The following is an 18,575-nucleotide window of genomic DNA, read 5'->3' on the forward strand; positions in this document are numbered from 1 at the left end:
AGCCCCGCAGACGACGCGGCCGGTGGGAGCGGATGCTCCCACCGGCCGCGTTCGTCGCAGAAGCGGGCCGATCAGGCGGTCGCGGCCTTCTTGCCGAAGGTGAACGCGCGCACGATCTGGACGATGCCGAGCACGATCAGCGCGATGCCGGCGAACCAGAACAGGAAGATCGCGCCCCAGAGCGGCGAGAACAGCAGCACGAGGCCTGCCACGACGCTCAGGATGCCGAAGAAGATCGCCCACCCCTTCGACGCGGCGTCACCCGACTGCACGAGCGCCACGACCCCCTCGACGATCCACAGGATGCCGACGAAGACGCCGAGGAAGATGCCGAGGAACACCGCCGACTCCGATGGGTTCGCCAGCACGATGATGCCCGCGATGACGAACAGCACGCCGAGGATGATGTCGAGCGCCCTCGCTCCGCCGGAGATCCCCTTGGAGAAGATGCCGAGGCCGACGTACGCGATTCCGGCGATCAGGAAGTAGAGCCCGAAGATCCACGCCAGCGCGACGGCGGACTTCTCCGGCGCGAACGTGATGAACAGGCCGACGATCAGCGAGACGACGCCCGAGATGCCGAGCGTCGCGCGGACGGTGTTGATGGCCGACTTGGAGAGGTCCGCCGCGTCGAGCGAGAACGTGGCGAAGAACGAGTCGGACTGCGGACTGGACATGGAAGTACCCCCTTCGATGCGACGACACGGGTCGCGCACGCTCAGGCTATGGCTCGGCGGAGGCTGCGTGTCGGATGTGAACGCGCGAGTCGTGCGCGTCGGCAGACCTCCGTGCGCTACCACCCGTGACGGTGGTCGGACGCCGGTCGTAGCATGACGCGCATGGGGATGACTCGTCGGCGAGGGGCCCGGGCGGCGGCCGCCTTCGTCGTACTGGCTGCCACCGGGTGCACGACCACCGCGCCGGGGCCGGCCGAGACCACCCCCGGCCCGGCGACGTCGCCGACATCGGCGAGCTCGACACCGCAGGCCTGGGATCCGGGCGACATCCCCGACCCATCGTCGGCGCTCGAGGTGCTGCCGGCGCAGCGCGGCGACTGCCCGGTCGACCCCGGCGCAGCCGACGTGATCGCGTTCGTGGTCACCTCCGAGGACGACACCGCGCCGGTGGAGCTCACCTATCCGGTCTTCCGCAGCGACGGCACGCAGCTCGTCCGCCGCATGCGGCAGCCCGGCCCGGTGCTCGTCGTGCTGCAGTCCGACTGCACCGGGGGAGCGGCATCCGACCTCTGGCATTTCCTCGCCGCGAGCGAGGGCACCGGGACGTTGGCCTGCTCCCTCTTCATCGCGGGCCGGCACGTCGCGAGCGCCACCGGCGTCGCCGAGGGAGGGGCGGGTGCGCGCGCCGACTGCTCGGGCGCGCCCGGGTCCTGACCGCCGTCAGCGCCTCCCAGGCGCCGACCGGTTTCCGCTGCTAGCCTGTCGGACGTGTTCATGACGGTCGGTCTGCCCTCGGGGCGGCAGGAGGTCGCCGGCGTCCGCGCCGGCGGCAGATAGCGCGTCCCCGGATGCCCCGTGCCCGCACGGAGCGGCATCCACGCGTTCTCCCACCGAACCCAGCCGACCCCGGCGCCTCTGACGCGCGCCACGGCGGTCGGCGCACCCCAGAACGGCATGACCATGACCCCCATCACCGAAGCCCAGATTCGGGCCTCCTTCGTGAACGCCTCCCGCAAGGAGGTCAGCGACCTCTCCCTGCCCGCCGGATTCGCCGAGATCGACTGGGACCGCCTCGAGTTCCTCGGCTGGCGCGACCGGAAGCTCCCGCAGCGCAGCTACGTCGTCACGACAGTGGGCGAGCGCCTCGTCGGCGTGCTGCTGAAGCGAGCGGATGCCACGCCCCGCAGCCGCGCGCAGTGCACGTGGTGCCAGGACGTCGAGCTCGCCGATGACGTCGTCTTCTACTCGGCACGGCTCGCCGGTGCGGCAGGCCGGAAGGGCGACACCATCGGCACGCTCTGCTGCGCCGATTTCGGCTGCTCGTTCAATGCCAGGAAGCGCCCGCCGGCCGTCTACCTCGGGTTCGACGTGGAGGCGGCCAGGCAGCAGCGCATCGCCGGACTCCGGGAGCGGGTCAGCGGCTTCGCCGCGGCCGTCCTCGGCGACACCGACGGGTAGCGGTACCGCCGGCGGGCTCGCTGGACATCCCGCGGCGTGCGTGGCACGATCGCGCAGGTGAGCAGCCCGCCGGCCCCGTCGCCGAACCTCGACGACCTCGCCCGCCTGCGGCGAGTCCGCGACCGCATCGACCGCGAGTACGCGCAGCCGCTCGACGTGGACGCGCTCGCTCGCGGCGTCAACATGTCGTCCGGACACCTCAGCCGGTTGTTCCGGACTGCCTACGGCGAGTCCCCGTACTCCTACCTCATGACGCGCCGGATCGAACGCGCGATGGCGCTGCTGTCCCGCGGCGTTCTCAGCGTGACCGAGGTCTGCTTCGAGGTCGGCTGCTCGTCCCTCGGCACCTTCAGCACCCGGTTCACCGAACTCGTGGGCGTCTCGCCGAGCGTCTACCGCCGGCAGGCGGGTGAGCGGCCCGACGACGGGATGCCCGCGGTCATGACGGGCGTGCCCTCGGTGCTCGCGAAGAAGGTCGCCAGACCGATCAGGAAACGAGAAGCGCCCGCCTCGGGCCGCCGATAGCGTGACGGTATGGACATCACGATTCAGTACGCGTTCCTCCCGCACACCGATCCGGAGGCCTCGCTCGCGTTCTACCGGGACGCCCTCGGCTTCGAGGTCCGGAAGGACGTCGGCTACGAGGGGATGCGGTGGATCACCGTCGGCCCGGCGGGCGAGGATGGCACGGCCCTCGTGCTGTATCCGCCGACCGCGGACCCCGGGGTCACCGAGGAGGAGGCGCGCACGATCGCCGAGATGATGGCGAAGGGCACGTTCGCGAGCGTCGTCCTCGCCACGCCCGACGTGGACGCCGCGTTCGACCGCGTGCAGGCCACCGGCGCCGAGGTCGCGCAGGAGCCGATCGACCAGCCCTACGGGGTCCGCGACTGCGCGTTCCGCGACCCGGCGGGCAACATGGTCCGCATCCAGGAACCCCGCTGACGAGGCATCCGACCACCGCACGCTCGCCCGGCACCGACCGGGCGACGCCCCGACGAGATTGATGGAGATCGCATGAGCGACGCGCCCGCGACCACCGACCACCCCGCCGACCGCCACGACCTCATCCGCGTGCGCGGCGCGCGCGAGAACAACCTCAAGGACGTCAGCCTCGACCTGCCGAAGCGCCGCCTGACGGTCTTCACCGGCGTCTCCGGCTCCGGCAAGAGCTCGCTCGTGTTCGACACCATCGCAGCCGAGTCGCGGCGCCTCATCGACGAGACCTACAGCGCCTTCGTGCAGGGGTTCATGCCGTCGGTGCCGCGGCCCGACGTCGATGTGCTCGACGGGCTCACCACCGCGATCCTCGTCGACCAGGAGCGGATGGGGGCGAACCCGCGCTCGACGGTCGGCACCGTCACCGACGCCAACGCGATGCTGCGGATCCTGTTCAGCCGGCTGGGGGAGCCGTACATCGGCGGCCCGACCGCGTTCTCGTTCAACATCCCGACGCAGAAGGCGAGCGGGGTCATGACCGGGCCGAGCGGCGAGAAGAAGATCGTCAAGGATGCGATCTACCTGGGCGGCATGTGCCCACGGTGCGAGGGCCGGGGGCAGGTCTCCGACCTCGACCTGTCGCAGATCGTGGACGAGTCGAAGTCGCTTGACGAGGGCGCGATCATGGTCCCCGGCTACACGCCAGACGGGTGGATGGTGAAGGGGTTCTCGCAGTCGGGGTTCTATCCCGCCGACAAGCCCATCGCCGAGTTCACCGAGAAGCAGCGCCACCTCTTCCTCTACGGCGAGGTCACGAAGGTCAAGATCAGCGGGATCAACATGACCTATGAGGGGCTCATCCCCAAGATCACGAAGTCGATGCTCTCCAAGGATGTCGACGCCCTGCAGCCGCACATCCGGGCCTTCGTCGAACGCGTCGCCACCTTCGCCACCTGTCCCGAGTGCGACGGCACACGGCTCACCGAGGGCGCCCGCTCGTCGAAGATCGACGGCATCAGCATCGCCGACGCCTGCCGCATGCAGGTCACCGATCTCGCGGAGTGGGTGCGCGGTCTCGACCGCCCGGAGGCGGGCCCGCTGTTGGCGGCGCTGAGCGCGAACCTCGACGCGTTCGTCACGCTCGGCCTCGGCTACCTGAGCCTCGAGCGCCCGTCGGGCACGCTGTCCGGGGGAGAGGCGCAGCGGATCAAGATGCTCCGCCACCTCGGCTCCTCGCTCACCGACGTCACCTACGTCTTCGACGAGCCGACGATCGGCCTTCACCCGCACGACATCCAGCGGATGAACTCGCTGCTGCTGCGTCTGCGCGACAAGGGCAACACGGTCCTCGTCGTCGAGCACAAGCCCGAGGCCATCGCGATCGCCGACCACGTGGTCGACCTCGGTCCCGGCGCGGGCAGCGAGGGCGGACGGATCACCTTCCAGGGAACCGTCGAGGAGCTCAGGAGGAGCGACACGCTCACGGGGCGTCACCTCGACGACCGGGCGCAGGTGAAGGCCGAGGCGCGCGCTGCGACCGGCGCCATCGAGGTGCGCGGGGCCTCCTCGAACAACCTTCAGAACGTCGACGTGGACATCCCGCTCGGCGTGCTCACCGTGGTCACCGGTGTGGCGGGGTCGGGCAAGAGCTCGCTGATCCACGGCTCGGTCGCCGGGCGCGACGGCGTCGTCGCGATCGACCAGGGCGCCATCAAGGGCTCGAGGCGGAGCAATCCCGCCACGTACACGGGCCTGCTCGAACCGATCCGCAAGGCGTTCGCCAAGGCGAACGGCGTCAAGCCCGCGCTGTTCAGCGCGAACTCCGAGGGTGCGTGCCCCACGTGCAAGGGGTCCGGCGTCATCATCACGGAACTCGGGTTCATGGACACGATCGAGACGCCCTGCGAAGACTGCGGGGGAAAGCGTTTTCAGGCAGCCGTGCTGGAGTACAAGCTCGGGGGACTGGACATCACCGAGGTGCTCGACCTGCCCGTCGCACGCGCGCGCGAGTTCTTCTCGGCGGGGGAGACCAAGCTGCCCGCGGCCGCCGGCATCCTCGGACGCCTGGAAGACGTCGGTCTCGGGTACCTGACGCTCGGCCAGCCGCTGTCGACTCTGTCGGGCGGTGAACGCCAGCGCATCAAGCTCGCCATCGCGATGGGGGAGACGGGGGAGGTCTACGTGCTCGACGAGCCGACGACGGGCCTCCACCTCGCCGACGTCGACAACCTGCTCCGCCTGCTCGACCGACTGGTCGACGCGGGCAAGACCGTGATCGTCATCGAGCACCACCAGGCGGTCATGGCCCACGCGGACTGGATCATCGACCTCGGCCCTGGCGCCGGGCACGACGGCGGACGCATCGTCTTCGAGGGCACGCCCGCCGAGTTGGTCGCCGCGAAGTCGACGTTGACGGGGGAGCACCTCGCGGAGTACGTCGGGGCGTGAGCGGCGCGGTCGGGGTTGGCAGCATGCGGCGCGCGCTGGATGACGACCTGCTCATCGAGACCTACGGGCTGGACGCTTCGGCTGACGAGGTTCTCGCCGTCGCCGCCGCCGTCGAGCGACTCGACGAGCTCGAGGCGTTCACGCTGGAACGAGCGCAGGCGCCGGGGCGGTCGCTGCCGCGGTGACGCGCCGCCCGGCGCGGTGAACTTGCCTGGTCGTGGGTGCGGACGGACTGGTACGGTGCCCGAATGGAGTTCCTGGTGATGGGCCTCATCCTCGTCTTCGTGCTCGGCCTGATCAGCATCATCGGCGCGTTGCGCAGTACGCGGGATGCCGCGGAGCGGGCCGCCGACGCGGCCGAGCGCACCGCAGCGGCGACCGAACGGCTGCTCGCGGGCCACGAGGCTTCTGCGGGACACCGACCGTAGATCATCCATGCGCCCGACCGGTACGCGAGTCGCCACGCAGTGTGTCGTCGCTTTCCGCCGGTGTGCATCAATCGGCACCGGCGAATCCTGCCGTATTGCGGGAGCCAGCCCGGGGCTGGTCAGCCGGTTCCCCCGTTAGCCGATAATGCACATTATGTCGGAATGAGTAGGTGTCACCGCCCTCGTACTCCACCCCTGACGCCTCGACCGTTTCCCGCCAGCGCCCCGCTCCGCCCGTCTTCAGGATGGAACCCGACCAGCCGGCACGGCGCCGGCGGAAGGGACATCCATCACATGAGCACCATCGCACTGATCACCGGCGGCAACCGCGGTCTCGGGTTCGCGACGGCCGCCGCGCTCGGCCGCGCGGGCGCAACGGTCATCGTCGCCGGCCGCGATGCGGACGCCGCACAGGCATCGGCGGACGCGCTCGTCGCGCAGGGTCTCGCCGCCGAAGCGCTCGCGATGGATGTCACGTCGCCGGCGAGCATCGCCGCGGCCGTCGACGCGGTGAGACGGCGCCACGGGCGTCTCGACGTGCTCGTGAACAACGCGGGCGTGCTTCCGGAGGCGACGTCGTCGGGTGGACACCAGTTCGTGGACCTCGCCGCGTTCGAACACACCTTCGCGACCAACGTGTTCGGCGTAGCCGCCGTGACCGAGGGGTTCCTCTCGCTGCTGAAGCAGAGCCCTGCAGGACGGATCGTGAACATCTCCTCCACCATGGGGTCGCTGAGCGATCAGCAGAACCCGGACTCCCCCTACTACGCGAGCGTGGTGCCCGCCTACCAGGCGTCCAAGGCCGCGGTGAACAGCCTCACGATCGGTCTCGGCAAGATGCTCGCCGAGACGAAGATCAAGGTCACCTCGGTGTGCCCGGGCTGGGTGCAGACCGATCTGGCGCCTGGCAATCGCGAGCACGCGCCCACCAGCGCGGACGACGCGGCGCAGATCGTCGTCGCGGCGGCGACGCTTGCGGATGACGCTCCGTCGGGCACGTTCATCAGCGCGGCCGGTCCCGTGCCCTGGTGAGGCGCGCTCCCCCGGGCAAGACTCGAGCCAGATCGCCTCGTTCCCCGGTCAGGCGGGTTCGCGTCGCACGCGGAAGCTCACGTGGAGCACCCGTTCGCCCTGGATGACGACGTGCGGGTCCTCGAGCAGCTGCTGACCGTCGAAGGAGCCGAAGAACCGCTTGCCCGAGCCGAAGACCACCGGAGCGACATCCATGCGCACCTCGTCGACCAGGCCCGCGGCAAGCGCCTGACCGCCGACGTCGCCGGCGGCGACCTCGACGATGCGCTCCCCCGCCAGTTCTCGAGCCTTCGCCACCGCGGCCTCGACGCCGTCGACGAAGTGGAAGGGCGCCTCCGGGTTCCATCCCTCGGGCGCCGGCCGGTGCGTCACCACGACCACATGGTCGACCCCGCTCGGCGGCGTGCCGTCCCAGCCGTCGGTGAGGTCGAAGACGCGCCGGCCGGCGATCGTGGTGCCGACCTGATCCCAGTACGGTCTCGTGTAGTCGTACGAGGCCTGTGAGACCTTCAGCACCCCGCTCTCGTCCAGCGGCACGTCACCGCTCACCAGCCAGTCGAACAGCGGCCCTGGCTGGTCGTTGTCGTCAGCGATGAAGCCGTCGACGGATACCGTGCCGTACATGACCACCTTGCCCAAGGTGCCGTCCTCTCTCGTGTGTTCGAGCCCGCCGACCCGCAGACCCGCAGGATGCGACCGGCGTCAGCTCTCCGGGTCGAAGTGGAAGGGACGCACCTCCTGTGCGCACCGGCAACTGGTCGCGATCCTCGCCGCCCACTCGACCGCCGCCTCGCGGCTCGGCACCTCGAGGATGGCGAACCCGCCGTCGAGGTGGGCTCGCTCCGGGTAGGTCCCGTCGGTCACGGTGCCGTCGCCGGCGACGAGCACCGGAGGGACGCCGGTGTCGATCGCTCCCCCGAAGACCCAAACTCCAGCGGCCTTCGCCTCCTGCACGACGGCATGCGACTCCTCGGAGGCCGCCTGCAGTTCGACCTCCGAGAGGTGGTCCATCGCCGAACTCGGGAACGAGATCAGGTACTTCGTCATCGTCGACTCCTCCACATGCTGCGAACCGGGATCGCCTCATCTTCGCCCATGCCGCCGACGACGTCGAGCGGTCCGCCGGCGACCTTCGAGCTGCCCGGGACGACGGTCGGGCGGTCCTGCTGCATGATCGAATCGGACCGCGATGATCGGGCGCGGTCCCGTGCCGGCGGCGAGGCTGGATGTCGAAGGAGGAACCGTGATCGGGATGCTCAACGCGCTCGTCGAGTTCATCGACGATCACCTCGCCGACGAGATCGACGTCGAGGCGCTCGCGCGTGAGCTCGGCACGACCGAGTACCACGCGCGCCGCATGTTCTCGTCCCTCGCGGGCATGCCGCTGTCGGAGTACATCCGACGGCGCCGCATGACGGTCGCCGCCGCCGAGGTGCTCGGCGACGGCGAGCTGCTGGGCATCGCCGTCCGGTACGGCTACGGCTCCACGGAGGCGTTCGGCCGGGCGTTCAAGGCGGTGCACGGTGTCGGCCCGGGCGATGTCCGCCGGGCGGGCGGTCCCCTTCGTACGCAACCGCAACTCAGGTTCCGCCTGACCGTAGAAGGGAACACTCCGATGGACACCCGAATCGTCGACCGATCGAGCTTCCGCCTCATCGGGCACGCCGCCCGCGTGCCGCTCATCCACCATGGCGTCAATCCGCACATCCAAGCGCACATCGCCGGCATCCCGGCGACGGAGCACGCCCGTCTCAAGGAGCTGAGCAGCGCCGAACCGGCCGGTCTGCTGCAGGTGACCGACGACCACGAGCCCGACTCCCCCGAGGGGAGCGAGCTGACGTATCTGCACGGCGTCGCGGTCGGTGAGGGCACCCCGATGCCGGGCGACCTCGACGCGATCGACGTTCCGGCCGGCACGTGGGCGGTGTTCCGCTCGTCGGGCGCCCACCCCGCCGCGCTGCAGTCGACCTGGGCGGCGACGGCGACCGAATGGTTCCCCTCGAACCCGTGGCGCCTGCGTCCCGGTCCGTCGATCGTGTCGGTGCTCGACCGCTCCCCCGATTTCAGTTCGGCGACGTGCGAGCTGTGGCTCCCCGTGGAACGCGGCGAGTCCTAGCGGGATCTCCGGGATGCCATGACCCCGGAGATCCCCGTTGCCACACCGACCACCGCCGCGGCGATCGGCACGATGAGCGCGAGACGGGTCGCCTCGATCGGCTCGAGGCCATCCGTCTCCGCCGCCGTGAGCATGGCGCTCGTGGCAGCCAGCCCGATCGCCGCACCGACCTGGAACGCGGTGTACAGCAGTCCTCCGCTCAGTCCCTGGTCCTCGTCCGGCACGCCGTCGGTCGCCGCGACGGTCAGCGGCCCGTAGGCGAAGGTGAACGCCAGGCCGAGGGCGAGGAAGCTCGGGAACATCGCGGCGTACGTCGAATCGGCGCCGACCGGAAGGAACAGCAGGAACGACACCCCGGCGGCGGCCAGCCCCGTGAGCGTGACCGGCCACAGGCCGAAGCGGGCCACGAGACGCGGGGTCAGCAGGGGGGCGAGGATGGCGTCGATGCCGAGCACGAGGAGCGCCAACGACGTCGCGAGGCTGTTCCAGCCGAGTTGCTCCTGCAGGTGGAGTACGACGAGGAACTGGAATCCGAGGAACCCCGCTGCCAGCGCGGCAGCACCGAGGTACGCGCGGAGCTGGGGCACTCGTCGCAGGAAGGCCAGTCGGACCAGTGGTTCGGCGGCACGGCGTTCGATCGCGACGAAGGCCGCTAGCAGCAGCGCGCCGACGGCGACGAGCGACCCGGTCACGATGGGGTCCGCGTGCGATGACTGCTCGATGGCGGTGATCAGGGCGAGGAACGCGGCCGTCACGGTCAGGGCACCGGCGACGTCTGCGCGTCCTCGTGCTGGACGCTCCGCGTCGCGCTGGGGATCGGGCTTGGGCACCAGCGGGACCGCGAGTACGAGGATCACGGTCGAGACGATGACCGGGGCGAAGAACACCCACCGCCAGCCGAGCATGGTGAGCAGCCCACCGACCACCAGGCCGATCGAGAAGCCCGCCGCGCCGATGCCGGCGTAGATGAGCAGGGCGCGCGTGCGCAACGGACCTTCGCGGAAGCCGGTGGTGATGATCGACAAGCCGGCCGGCATCATGAAGGCCGCCGCCACACCGGTCGCCGCGCGGGCCACCAGGAGCATCCAGGATTCGCTCGCGAGCCCGCCGAGACCGGAGAAGACCACGAACACTCCGAGTGAGACGAGGAAGACCCGTCGCCGGCCGAGGAGGTCGGCCGCCCGTCCGCCGAGGAGCATGAATCCGCCGTAGCCGAGGATGTAGGCGCTGACGACCCACTGCAGCTCTCCCGTGGCGAGGCCGAGCTCGGCGCGGATCGCGGGCAGCGCGATCCCGAACATCGCGACATCCACGCCCTCGAGGAACGCGGCACCGCACAGCACGATCAGCAGGCCCAATGCACGGCCTCGGATGCGGTCGCGGGCGACACCGATCGTGTCTCCCCTGGGCGGCTCGATGGGCAATGGTCTCGTATCCGTCGACACGCGCGCGCTCCTCTGGTCAGTTACTTCTTGATACTGACCACATCCTGCGTGACCATTGAGGGATGACGGAAGACGGCACTTCGAAGTCACTCGGTCACCACGAGGGAACCGACTGGAACGACGCGTTCCAATGGGATGTCCGCGAGGACTGCGAGGTGAGGCAGATCCTCGACCGGATCGCCGACAAATGGTCGCTTCTGGTGATCGCCCTCCTCGACGATCGGACGATGCGATTCACCGAGCTGAAACGCCTGATCGACGGCGTCAGCCAGCGCATGCTCACCGTGACCCTGCGCCAACTCGAACGCGACGGCATGGTGGAGCGAACGGTGCACCCCGTGGTGCCACCCCGCGTCGACTACGCCCTGACCGAACTCGGCCGCTCACTGCACGCCACGGTGCAGTCCTTCGTCCTCTGGACCGAGCAGCACCAGGAGGACATCGCCGCAGCGCGCAGTCGCTACGACCGCGACACCGAGCGAGTGCTCGACGTCACGGTCGCCGGCCGCTAGTCGTGCCGGTCCGAGCCGGTCGCCCTCATTTGCTCCCGATAGCGCTCCAGCCGCCGGCCGCTCGCCGGCATGCCGAGCTCGTTGTACGGCCCCTCGACTTCGTGCTCGGGAAGCCGCTCGTCCGTCGGACAGATCAAGATGACGTTGCCGCCGGGCTCGTCGGCGAACCGGTGCTCGAACATCGGATGCCCGCACACGGGGCACGGAGCGTCGTCGCGAGCGGACTCGGGCGGCGATTCGCCCGTCGGGGACGGCGCGGACTCGAACACCGGCGTGAGCGCCCGATCCACCCGGTCGAAGAAGTGCGTGAATGCGTTGCCGTCATTCTGGCGGCCCGCCCGATCGCGTGCCATGACGCCGATGGTACGCCTCGCCGCACGGGCTGCACCAGCGGCAGACGGCAGATGCGGCTCGCGAGCATCCCGGCGCCCATAGGCTGACATCCATGACGGATGCCTCGACGAGCCCCACCTCCTCCCCCGCGACCTTGGTCACCGGAGCCAGTCGCGGTATCGGGCGAGCGATCGCGGAGCGGCTGGCGGCCGACGGCCACGACCTCGTGCTGACGTACCGCGAGCGTGCGGAGGAGGCGGAAGACGTGGCCCGAGCGTGCCGCGCGTCGGGCGTCGAGGTGGCGACGCTGCAGGTCGACTTCGCCGACCTGGACGCTGCGGCGAGGGTCGTTCCCGACGCCGTGGCGGCGCTCGGCCGCCTCACCGGGCTCGTGAACAACGCCGGCATCACCGGCCGCATCGGCGGATTCCTCGACGCGCCGATCGAGGAGTCGGAGCTCGTGTTCCGCGTGAACGTCCTCGCGCCCATCGTCGTCACCCGGGCGGCGATCGCGCACATGTCGACGGCTCGCGGCGGGGAGGGCGGGGCCATCGTGAACATCTCCTCGGGCGCCGCGACGAACGGCTCCCCGCACACGTACGTGCCCTACGCGATGAGCAAGGCGGCGCTGAACATCCTCACGCTCGGCACCGCCCGCGAGTTCGCGGCCGACGGCGTGCGCGTGAACACGGTCTCCCCCGGCACCACGTTCACCGAGATCCACGCTGCCGCCGGCCGACCGAACGCCCCCGAAGAGCGAGCCCCTCGCATCCCGATGGGCCGGGCAGGGTACCCGCACGAGATCGCGGGCGCGGTCGCGTACCTGCTCTCCTCCGACGCGTCGTACACGACGGGCGCCGACATCAGGGTCGCCGGCGGCAACTAGCGTTCACGCTTCGCCGAACCCGGATGCCGCGAGCCCGGCGATCGCCTCGACGGCGTTACCGGCCGCCGGATCCTCGCTCGCCACCTCGATCTCAGCGCCCTTCGTGAGACCCAGCGCCATGATCGCGAGGAGGCTCTTCGCGTCGACCCCGTTCACGGTCACCTTCTGCGGGAAGGTCGCGGCGAGCTTCACCAGCTCGGCGGCGGGCCTCGCGTGCAGTCCGTCGTCGTTGATCAGGGTCACGGTTCGTCGCACCCCGGTGACCGATCCGCCGGCTGCGGCATCGGCGCCGGCCGGGGCGCTTTCGGATATGCCGTCAGCGGAATGCGTCCCACCGCCCGCTCCCCCGCCGGCGGTTCGCGCCGCGGCAGCGACCGCCTCCAGATCGTCGCCGGCTTCCGCCGCCACGGCGGCTGCCACACCGCCCTCGACCAGCGGCGCGTCGACGATGCGCACCCGGGAGCGGGCGTCGTCGTCGAGGAAGTCGAGCGCGGTCTCCGCGGTGAGGATCGCCGATCCGAGGTCGCAGAGCACCACGACGCCGGAGCCGGCGTCTGCTTCGGCGATGGCCTGGCTCACGCGGTCGAAGCTCGTCCCGATCCGGTCCTCGTCCGTGCCGCCGGCGGCGACGAGCGCCGTGTCGGGCGCCATCTGACGGGCGAGTTCGACGAGGCCGCGAGCGATCAGCGACGAGTGCGAGACGAAGACGAGGCCGACCCGTTCCGCCACGTCACGCCCCCGCCGCGTCGGCAGCGGCCCGCAACAGGCACGCCGTCGACTGGGCGCCTGGGTCGCGGTGCCCGGCCGAGCGCTCGCCGAGGTAGCTCGCCCGGCCCTTCCGCGCGACCAGCGGCTCGGTCGCCTCGGCGCCCGAGGCGGCGGCGTCGGCCGCGGCCGCGAGCACCGCTGCGGCGGACGCCCCCGCTTCGGAGGCCGCGTCCGCGGCCTCCACGGCGGGACTCCAGGCATCCACCATGGTCTTGTCCCCCGCCTCCGCCTTGCCCCGCAGCACGATCCCGTCGCGCGCGGCCGTGAGCAGCGCGGTGATAGCCCGTCCGTCGAGCTCGGACGCGCCCGTGACGGCGCCGGCGGCCTTCAGATAGGCCGTGCCGTAGAGCGGCCCAGCCGCTCCGCCGACCGTCGAGATCAGGGTCGTCGCGACGAGCTTCAGCACGTCCGCCGGCGTCGCATCCGCCCCGAGGGTGTCGAGCTTGCCGAGCACCGCCTGGAACCCGCGGTCCATGTTCTCGCCGTGATCGCCGTCGCCGATCTCGCGGTCGAGGGTGATCAGTTCGACCCGGTGCTCGTCGATCGTCGCGGCGCTCCGACGCACCCAGTCCACCGCCCAGTCGCGACCGAGCTTTCCGTCGCCCGCCATCAACGGCCCCACCGGAGCGACGGCGTCTCGACCGGGGCATCCCACAGCTCGACCATCTCGTCGTCGAGCTTCAGCAGTGTCACCGAGAACCCCTGCATTTCCAGCGAGGTGATGTAGTTGCCCACGAGCGAACGGGCCACCTCGATGCCGCGCTCGGCGAGCACCTCGGCGGCGCGGCGGTACGCGATGTAGAGCTCGATCTGCGGCGTGCCCCCCATGCCGTTCACGAAGAGCAGCACCCGGTCTCCCGAGCGGTACGGCAGGTCCTCGAGGATCGGCTCGAGCAGCCGGTCGACGAGCGCGTCCGCGGGCTCGATCTTGATCCGCTCGCGCCCGGGCTCGCCGTGGATGCCGATGCCGATCTCGACCTCGTCGTCGGCGAGCGTGAAGCTCGGCTCGCCGGCGTGCGGGACGATGCAGGGCGTGAGCGCCATGCCCATGGAGCGCGCGTTGGCGTTGACCCGCTCGGCGATCTCCGCGACCTGGTCGAGGGTGTCGCCGCGCTGCGCGGCGGCGCCCGCGATCTTCTCGACGAGGACGGTGCCGGCGACGCCACGCCGCCCTGCCGTGTAGAGGGAGTCCTTGACCGCGACGTCGTCGTTGGTCACGACCGCGCGCACCTCGATGCCGTCGGCCGCCGCGAGGTCGGCGGCGGTCTCGAAGTTCAGCACGTCGCCCGTGTAGTTCTTCACGATGTGCAGCACGCCTGCGCCCCCGTCGACGGCTTTGGTCGCCGCGAGGATCGGGTCGGGGGTGGGCGAGGTGAACACCGCGCCCGGCACCGCGGCATCCAGCATGCCGTAGCCGACGTAGCCGGCGTGCAGCGGCTCATGCCCGCTCCCGCCACCCGAGACCAGCCCGACCTTGCCCGCGACCGGGGCGTCGGCGCGGACGACGAACGTGGGATCGGTCTCCACGCGGACCAGATCCGCATGGGCCAGCGCGAATCCGGCGACCGACTCGTCGACCACCCGCTTCGGGTCGTTGATGATCTTCTTCACGGACGTCCCTTCCCCTTCCGTTGCGAGGGGACGGGATGCCGGTGCACCCGCCCCGCTGCAGCACCTGAGCACAACCTACGCCGGACGCGGCGTCGTGGGTAGGTCCAGTGGGCGAACTCGCGGCGTGCCCTTCCGGGCGGGCGGTCGCCGTGAGTATGGTGTGCATCATCCAGGCCGAAGGGGGCTCTGCCCTGAGGCGCAGAGGAAGGACGGAGTGCCAAAGTGGACAATCTCGGGGTCGTATTCCTATCGGAGCTGGTCGGCACGGCGATGCTGGTGCTGCTCGGCTGCGGCGTCGTCGCGAACGTCGCGCTCGTGCGCACGAAAGGCTTCAACGGCGGGTTCCTGATGGTGAACTTCGGCTGGGGCCTCGCGGTCTTCGCCGGTGTCATCGTCTCCTACGCCTCGGGCGCGCACCTGAACCCGGCGGTCACCCTCGGTCTCGTCGCGAACGGCGCCACCGAGTTCGGAAACGCGGCGTTCGGCACGACCGTCCCGGTCGACTTCCTGAGCGTCATCGCCTACATCGGCGCTCAGCTGATCGGTGCGATCCTCGGTGCCGTGCTCTGCTGGCTCGGCTACAAGCAGCACTTCGACGAGGAGCCGGAGCCCGCGAACAAGCTCGGCGTGTTCTCGACCGGCCCGGCCATCCGCTCGTACGGGTGGAACCTCGTCACCGAGATCATCGGCACGTTCGTGCTGGTCTTCGTCGTCATCGGCTTCGGCGGCGGGCGTCAGGGCGACGCCGGCCTCGCAGCGCTCGGCGCGCTCCCGGTCGCGCTCCTCGTGGTCGGCATCGGCGCCTCGCTCGGTGGCCCCACGGGCTACGCGATCAACCCGGCCCGTGACCTCGGTCCCCGCATCGCGCACGCCATCCTCCCGATCAAGGGCAAGGGCGGCTCCGACTGGTCGTACTCGTGGGTCCCGGTCGTCGGCCCGATCGTCGGCGGCCTGATCGCCGGGTGGCTCGCGATCCCGCTGCTCCCGCTGCTCGGGTGAACGAGACGGGGTCGGTCCGCTCGGGCCGGCCCCGTCCGTTCCCCGCCCACAGGAACGGCACACGTAACCGCACGCAGTGCGACGCATGCACTGAGACGACCGGCCGGTCGGAGCCGACGGGCCGGCGAACGAATGGAAGTGAGAGAACGGCATGGCCGACTACATCCTGGCGATCGACCAGGGAACCACGAGCACGCGCGCGATCATCTTCGACAAGCAGGGGTCGATCGTCGCGACGGGTCAGCTCGAGCACGAGCAGATCTTCCCGAAGGCGGGCTGGGTCGAGCACGACCCGATGGAGATCTGGCGCAACACCCGTGAGGTGATCGGCCAGGCCCTCGGCAAGGCCGACCTCACGCGGCACGATATCGCCGCGGTCGGCATCACCAACCAGCGTGAGACCGCCGTCGTCTGGGACAAGAACACGGGCGAGCCCGTCTACAACGCGATCGTCTGGCAGGACACCCGCACGCAGCCGATCGTCGACCGCCTGGCGGCCGACGGCGGCGTCGAGCGTTTCAAACAGGATGTCGGGCTGCCGCTCGCGACGTACTTCTCGGGGACGAAGATCGTGTGGATCCTCGAGAACGTCGAGGGCGCGCGCGAGCGCGCCGAGGCGGGCGATCTGCTCTTCGGAACGACCGACTGCTGGGTGCTGTGGAACCTCACCGGCGGTGTCGAGGGCGGCGTTCACGCGACGGATGTCACGAACGCGAGCCGCACGCTCTTCATGGACCTCGAGACCCTGAGCTGGCGCGACGACATCCTCGAGGCCTTCGGGGTGCCGCGCTCGATGCTGCCCGAGATCAAGTCCTCCTCCGAGGTCTACGGGACGGTCGAGCCGTCGAGCCTGCTCCGCGAGGTGCCGGTCGCGGGCATCCTCGGCGACCAGCAGGCCGCGACGTTCGGCCAGGCCGCGTTCGACAAGGGCGAGTCGAAGAACACGTACGGCACGGGCAACTTCCTGATCTTCAACACCGACACCGAGATCGTCCATTCGAAGAACGGCCTGCTCACGACCCTCGGGTACAAGCTCGGCGACCAGCCGGCGCACTACGCGCTCGAGGGCTCGATCGCGGTCACCGGGTCGCTGATCCAGTGGCTCCGCGACAACCTGGGCATCATCTCGAGCGCTCCCGAGGTCGAGGAGCTCGCGAAGACGGTCGAGGACAACGGCGGTGCCTACTTCGTGCCGGCCTTCTCGGGCCTGTTCGCGCCGTACTGGCGGCCCGACGCACGAGGTGCGCTCGTCGGACTCACCCGCTACGTCAACAAGGGCCACATCGCGCGGGCGGCGCTCGAGGCGACGGCGTTCCAGACGCGCGAGGTGCTCGACGCCGTGAACGCCGATTCGGGCGTCGACCTCACCGAGCTGAAGGTCGACGGCGGCATGATCGCCAACAACACGCTCATGCAGTTCCAGGCGGACATCCTGGGCGTGCCCGTCGTCCGGCCCGTCGTCGCCGAGACGACGGCGCTCGGCGCCGCCTACGCCGCGGGCCTCGCCGTCGGGTTCTGGTCGAACCTCGACGAGCTGCGCGCCAACTGGCAGGAGGACCGCCGCTGGGAGCCGAAGATGGACGCCTCCGAGCGCGACCGCCAGCTGCGCCTCTGGAAGAAGGCCGTCACGAAGACCTTCGACTGGGTCGACGAGGACGTCAGCTGACGAGCACTCCGATCGGCCCAGTGGGTCGGTGATGATCGGATGCCCCGGGCCGACGTCCGGGGCATCCGTCGTTCAGGCGCGTGTGGCGGCGACCCACTCGTCGAGTTTGCGCGCCGCAGCGCCGGAGTCGATGGCCTCGGCGGCGACGGCCATCTTCTCGCGGAACCGGTCGAGGATCGTGCGCTGGAACTGGCCGGGGTCCTTCGCGAGCTCGAACGCGACGAGCCCCGCGGCGGCGTTCAGGATGACGATGTCACGCACCGCGCCTTCGGCCCCGCCGAGCACCTCGTGCACGATCGCGGCGTTGTGCGCGGCGTCCCCGCCCTGGAGCTCGTCGATCGACGCGCGTCGGAGCCCGAGCTCGCGCGGGTCGAGGTCGTGCTCCTTGACGGTGCCGCCCGAGACCTCCCAGATGTGGCTGTGCCCCGTCGTCGTGAGCTCGTCGAGTCCGTCGTCACCGCGGAAGACGAGCGCGGTCGCGCCGCGCGTCTGGAACACGCCGACGATGAGCGGCACCCGGTCGAGGTGCGCGACACCGACCGCGGATGCCTCGGGCCGGGCCGGGTTGCAGAGCGGGCCGAGGAAGTTGAAGACGGTCGGCACGCCGAGCTGCCCGCGCACCGCGCCCGCGTGACGGAACCCGGGGTGGAACGCGGATGCGAATGCGAAGCTGATGCCGGTGCGCTCGAACACCTCGGCGACCCGCTCGGGGGTGAGGGTGAGGTCGACGCCGAGGGCGGCGAGCACGTCGGAGGAGCCGGAGGCCGAGCTCGCCGCCTTGTTCCCGTGCTTCAGCACCGGCACGCCTGCTGCCGCGGCGACGACCGACGCCATGGTCGACACGTTGACGGTGCCGAAGCGGTCTCCGCCGGTGCCGACGATGTCGAGGGCCATCGGATCGACGGGCAGCGGGAGGGCGTGCTCGAGGATCGCGTCGCGGAAGCCGACGATCTCGTCGACGGTCTCCCCCTTCAGCCGCAGCGCGACGAGGAAGGCGGCGAGCTGCGCCTCGGTCGCCGAGCCCGTCATGACCTGCTCCATGCTCCAGGCGGCGTCGGACACGCTCAGATCGTCGCCCTCGAGGAGCGAGGTGAGGATGCCTGGCCAGGTCTGCGCTGCGGTCATGGCGTCGATCCTATCGGCGGGATTCACGGCGGATTCCCGGGCCCATCGCAGCGCGTTTCCGGCTACGCGCGCGCGGAGCAGGGACACGGGATGCCCGCCTGACGAAAACTCAGCCTCGGTTTCGGCCATAAT

Annotated in this window: 23 protein-coding genes; 13 read left to right on the forward strand and 10 right to left on the reverse strand. The window is 70.4% G+C overall.

The window, feature by feature from the left end:
* Positions 1 to 71 precede the first annotated feature (71 nt).
* Positions 72 to 677 carry a DUF308 domain-containing protein gene (locus tag ABIQ69_RS08515; protein WP_350349924.1) on the reverse strand — a complete coding sequence of 202 codons (606 nt, stop codon included), beginning with the start codon at positions 675 to 677 and terminating at the stop codon, positions 72 to 74.
* A gap of 168 nt (positions 678 to 845) precedes the next feature.
* On the opposite strand from ABIQ69_RS08515, the gene ABIQ69_RS08520 reads away from it, so the two are divergent.
* The 8 genes from ABIQ69_RS08520 (at position 846) to ABIQ69_RS08555 (ending at position 6,982) form a co-directional block, all read left to right on the forward strand.
* Positions 846 to 1,391, forward strand: coding sequence for a hypothetical protein (locus ABIQ69_RS08520; protein WP_350349925.1), 546 nt, complete (start codon positions 846 to 848; stop codon positions 1,389 to 1,391).
* 246 nt (positions 1,392 to 1,637) lie between these two features.
* Positions 1,638 to 2,135, forward strand: coding sequence for an FBP domain-containing protein (locus tag ABIQ69_RS08525; protein WP_350349926.1), 498 nt, complete (start codon positions 1,638 to 1,640; stop codon positions 2,133 to 2,135).
* Positions 2,136 to 2,192: 57 nt separating this feature from the next.
* Complete coding sequence (locus tag ABIQ69_RS08530; protein ID WP_350349927.1) at positions 2,193 to 2,660, forward strand: AraC family transcriptional regulator; 468 nt, start codon at positions 2,193 to 2,195, stop codon at positions 2,658 to 2,660.
* 9 nt (positions 2,661 to 2,669) lie between these two features.
* Positions 2,670 to 3,080, forward strand: a complete 411-nt coding sequence (locus ABIQ69_RS08535; RefSeq protein ID WP_350349928.1) for a VOC family protein — start codon at positions 2,670 to 2,672, stop codon at positions 3,078 to 3,080.
* 72 nt (positions 3,081 to 3,152) lie between these two features.
* Positions 3,153 to 5,522: an excinuclease ABC subunit UvrA gene (locus ABIQ69_RS08540; protein WP_350349929.1), complete on the forward strand. Its 2,370-nt coding sequence runs from the start codon at positions 3,153 to 3,155 to the stop codon at positions 5,520 to 5,522.
* 23 nt (positions 5,523 to 5,545) lie between these two features.
* Complete coding sequence (locus tag ABIQ69_RS08545) at positions 5,546 to 5,707, forward strand: hypothetical protein (RefSeq protein ID WP_350349930.1); 162 nt, start codon at positions 5,546 to 5,548, stop codon at positions 5,705 to 5,707.
* A 63-nt stretch (positions 5,708 to 5,770) separates the two neighbouring features.
* On the forward strand, positions 5,771 to 5,950 hold the full coding sequence (locus ABIQ69_RS08550; protein WP_350349931.1) for a hypothetical protein: 180 nt from the start codon (positions 5,771 to 5,773) through the stop codon (positions 5,948 to 5,950).
* A 294-nt stretch (positions 5,951 to 6,244) separates the two neighbouring features.
* Complete coding sequence (locus ABIQ69_RS08555) at positions 6,245 to 6,982, forward strand: SDR family NAD(P)-dependent oxidoreductase (protein ID WP_350349932.1); 738 nt, start codon at positions 6,245 to 6,247, stop codon at positions 6,980 to 6,982.
* A 48-nt stretch (positions 6,983 to 7,030) separates the two neighbouring features.
* Here ABIQ69_RS08555 and ABIQ69_RS08560 read toward each other — a convergent pair whose 3' ends face one another.
* The 3 genes from ABIQ69_RS08560 to ABIQ69_RS08570 form a co-directional block, all read right to left on the reverse strand.
* Complete coding sequence (locus ABIQ69_RS08560) at positions 7,031 to 7,621, reverse strand: dihydrofolate reductase family protein (RefSeq protein WP_350349933.1); 591 nt, start codon at positions 7,619 to 7,621, stop codon at positions 7,031 to 7,033.
* A 63-nt stretch (positions 7,622 to 7,684) separates the two neighbouring features.
* Positions 7,685 to 8,029, reverse strand: a complete 345-nt coding sequence (locus ABIQ69_RS08565; RefSeq protein WP_350349934.1) for a YciI family protein — start codon at positions 8,027 to 8,029, stop codon at positions 7,685 to 7,687.
* On the reverse strand, positions 8,026 to 8,154 hold the full coding sequence (locus ABIQ69_RS08570) for a hypothetical protein (RefSeq protein WP_350349935.1): 129 nt from the start codon (positions 8,152 to 8,154) through the stop codon (positions 8,026 to 8,028). Before ABIQ69_RS08570 ends, ABIQ69_RS08565 begins: the two co-directional genes overlap by 4 nt.
* Before the next feature lie 71 nt (positions 8,155 to 8,225).
* On the opposite strand from ABIQ69_RS08570, the gene ABIQ69_RS08575 reads away from it, so the two are divergent.
* On the forward strand, positions 8,226 to 9,098 hold the full coding sequence (locus ABIQ69_RS08575; RefSeq protein WP_350349936.1) for an AraC family transcriptional regulator: 873 nt from the start codon (positions 8,226 to 8,228) through the stop codon (positions 9,096 to 9,098).
* On the opposite strand, the gene ABIQ69_RS08580 is transcribed toward ABIQ69_RS08575, so the two are convergent.
* Positions 9,095 to 10,543 carry an MFS transporter gene (locus ABIQ69_RS08580; RefSeq protein ID WP_350349937.1) on the reverse strand — a complete coding sequence of 483 codons (1,449 nt, stop codon included), beginning with the start codon at positions 10,541 to 10,543 and terminating at the stop codon, positions 9,095 to 9,097. The genes ABIQ69_RS08575 and ABIQ69_RS08580 overlap by 4 nt on opposite strands.
* A gap of 62 nt (positions 10,544 to 10,605) precedes the next feature.
* Between ABIQ69_RS08580 and ABIQ69_RS08585 the strand changes: the two genes are divergently transcribed.
* Entirely contained in the window at positions 10,606 to 11,055 is a 450-nt protein-coding gene (locus ABIQ69_RS08585; RefSeq protein ID WP_350349938.1) for a helix-turn-helix domain-containing protein, read from the forward strand.
* Here the strand turns inward: ABIQ69_RS08585 and ABIQ69_RS08590 are convergent.
* Positions 11,052 to 11,408: a hypothetical protein gene (locus ABIQ69_RS08590; protein ID WP_350349939.1), complete on the reverse strand. Its 357-nt coding sequence runs from the start codon at positions 11,406 to 11,408 to the stop codon at positions 11,052 to 11,054. The two genes, ABIQ69_RS08585 and ABIQ69_RS08590, sit on opposite strands and share 4 nt — an antisense overlap.
* 92 nt (positions 11,409 to 11,500) lie before the next feature.
* Between ABIQ69_RS08590 and ABIQ69_RS08595 the strand changes: the two genes are divergently transcribed.
* On the forward strand, positions 11,501 to 12,274 hold the full coding sequence (locus ABIQ69_RS08595) for an SDR family oxidoreductase (RefSeq protein WP_350349940.1): 774 nt from the start codon (positions 11,501 to 11,503) through the stop codon (positions 12,272 to 12,274).
* Positions 12,275 to 12,277: 3 nt separating this feature from the next.
* On the opposite strand, the gene dhaM is transcribed toward ABIQ69_RS08595, so the two are convergent.
* From dhaM to dhaK, 3 genes are read right to left on the reverse strand one after another with little or no spacing between them, the layout of a single operon-like run.
* Positions 12,278 to 13,003 carry a dihydroxyacetone kinase phosphoryl donor subunit DhaM gene (dhaM, locus tag ABIQ69_RS08600; protein ID WP_350349941.1) on the reverse strand — a complete coding sequence of 242 codons (726 nt, stop codon included), beginning with the start codon at positions 13,001 to 13,003 and terminating at the stop codon, positions 12,278 to 12,280.
* A 1-nt stretch (position 13,004) separates the two neighbouring features.
* The gene (gene dhaL / locus ABIQ69_RS08605; RefSeq protein WP_350349942.1) at positions 13,005 to 13,652 is read right to left on the reverse strand and encodes a dihydroxyacetone kinase subunit DhaL; all 648 of its coding nucleotides are present in this window, start codon (positions 13,650 to 13,652) and stop codon (positions 13,005 to 13,007) included.
* Complete coding sequence (gene dhaK, locus ABIQ69_RS08610) at positions 13,652 to 14,653, reverse strand: dihydroxyacetone kinase subunit DhaK (protein WP_350349943.1); 1,002 nt, start codon at positions 14,651 to 14,653, stop codon at positions 13,652 to 13,654. Before dhaK ends, dhaL begins: the two co-directional genes overlap by 1 nt.
* Before the next feature lie 222 nt (positions 14,654 to 14,875).
* Between dhaK and ABIQ69_RS08615 the strand changes: the two genes are divergently transcribed.
* A complete protein-coding gene (locus ABIQ69_RS08615) occupies positions 14,876 to 15,652 on the forward strand; it encodes an MIP/aquaporin family protein (protein WP_350349944.1) in 777 nt (258 codons plus the stop codon).
* A gap of 151 nt (positions 15,653 to 15,803) precedes the next feature.
* Positions 15,804 to 17,318 carry a glycerol kinase GlpK gene (glpK, locus tag ABIQ69_RS08620; RefSeq protein WP_350349945.1) on the forward strand — a complete coding sequence of 505 codons (1,515 nt, stop codon included), beginning with the start codon at positions 15,804 to 15,806 and terminating at the stop codon, positions 17,316 to 17,318.
* 72 nt (positions 17,319 to 17,390) lie between these two features.
* On the opposite strand, the gene trpD is transcribed toward glpK, so the two are convergent.
* Entirely contained in the window at positions 17,391 to 18,443 is a 1,053-nt protein-coding gene (gene trpD, locus ABIQ69_RS08625) for an anthranilate phosphoribosyltransferase (RefSeq protein ID WP_350349946.1), read from the reverse strand.
* Between the last annotated feature and the right edge of the window lie 132 nt (positions 18,444 to 18,575).

The sequence above is a fragment of the Agromyces sp. G08B096 genome, assembly GCF_040267705.1.
Classification (GTDB): domain Bacteria; phylum Actinomycetota; class Actinomycetes; order Actinomycetales; family Microbacteriaceae; genus Agromyces.

What these genes read in the sequence shown, in the direction of transcription:
- ABIQ69_RS08515 (WP_350349924.1), bottom strand. Translation starts at nt 677, where the DNA reads ATGTCCAGTCCGCAGTCCGACTCGTTCTTCGCCACGTTCTCGCTCGAC.
- ABIQ69_RS08520 (WP_350349925.1), top strand. Translation starts at nt 846, where the DNA reads ATGACTCGTCGGCGAGGGGCCCGGGCGGCGGCCGCCTTCGTCGTACTG.
- ABIQ69_RS08525 (WP_350349926.1), top strand. Translation starts at nt 1,638, where the DNA reads ATGACCCCCATCACCGAAGCCCAGATTCGGGCCTCCTTCGTGAACGCC.
- ABIQ69_RS08535 (WP_350349928.1), top strand. Translation starts at nt 2,670, where the DNA reads ATGGACATCACGATTCAGTACGCGTTCCTCCCGCACACCGATCCGGAG.
- ABIQ69_RS08540 (WP_350349929.1), top strand. Translation starts at nt 3,153, where the DNA reads ATGAGCGACGCGCCCGCGACCACCGACCACCCCGCCGACCGCCACGAC.
- ABIQ69_RS08545 (WP_350349930.1), top strand. Translation starts at nt 5,546, where the DNA reads ATGCGGCGCGCGCTGGATGACGACCTGCTCATCGAGACCTACGGGCTG.
- ABIQ69_RS08550 (WP_350349931.1), top strand. Translation starts at nt 5,771, where the DNA reads ATGGAGTTCCTGGTGATGGGCCTCATCCTCGTCTTCGTGCTCGGCCTG.
- ABIQ69_RS08555 (WP_350349932.1), top strand. Translation starts at nt 6,245, where the DNA reads ATGAGCACCATCGCACTGATCACCGGCGGCAACCGCGGTCTCGGGTTC.
- ABIQ69_RS08565 (WP_350349934.1), bottom strand. Translation starts at nt 8,029, where the DNA reads ATGACGAAGTACCTGATCTCGTTCCCGAGTTCGGCGATGGACCACCTC.
- ABIQ69_RS08570 (WP_350349935.1), bottom strand. Translation starts at nt 8,154, where the DNA reads ATGCAGCAGGACCGCCCGACCGTCGTCCCGGGCAGCTCGAAGGTCGCC.
- ABIQ69_RS08585 (WP_350349938.1), top strand. Translation starts at nt 10,606, where the DNA reads ATGACGGAAGACGGCACTTCGAAGTCACTCGGTCACCACGAGGGAACC.
- ABIQ69_RS08590 (WP_350349939.1), bottom strand. Translation starts at nt 11,408, where the DNA reads ATGGCACGCGATCGGGCGGGCCGCCAGAATGACGGCAACGCATTCACG.
- ABIQ69_RS08595 (WP_350349940.1), top strand. Translation starts at nt 11,501, where the DNA reads ATGACGGATGCCTCGACGAGCCCCACCTCCTCCCCCGCGACCTTGGTC.
- dhaL (WP_350349942.1), bottom strand. Translation starts at nt 13,652, where the DNA reads ATGGCGGGCGACGGAAAGCTCGGTCGCGACTGGGCGGTGGACTGGGTG.
- glpK (WP_350349945.1), top strand. Translation starts at nt 15,804, where the DNA reads ATGGCCGACTACATCCTGGCGATCGACCAGGGAACCACGAGCACGCGC.
- trpD (WP_350349946.1), bottom strand. Translation starts at nt 18,443, where the DNA reads ATGACCGCAGCGCAGACCTGGCCAGGCATCCTCACCTCGCTCCTCGAG.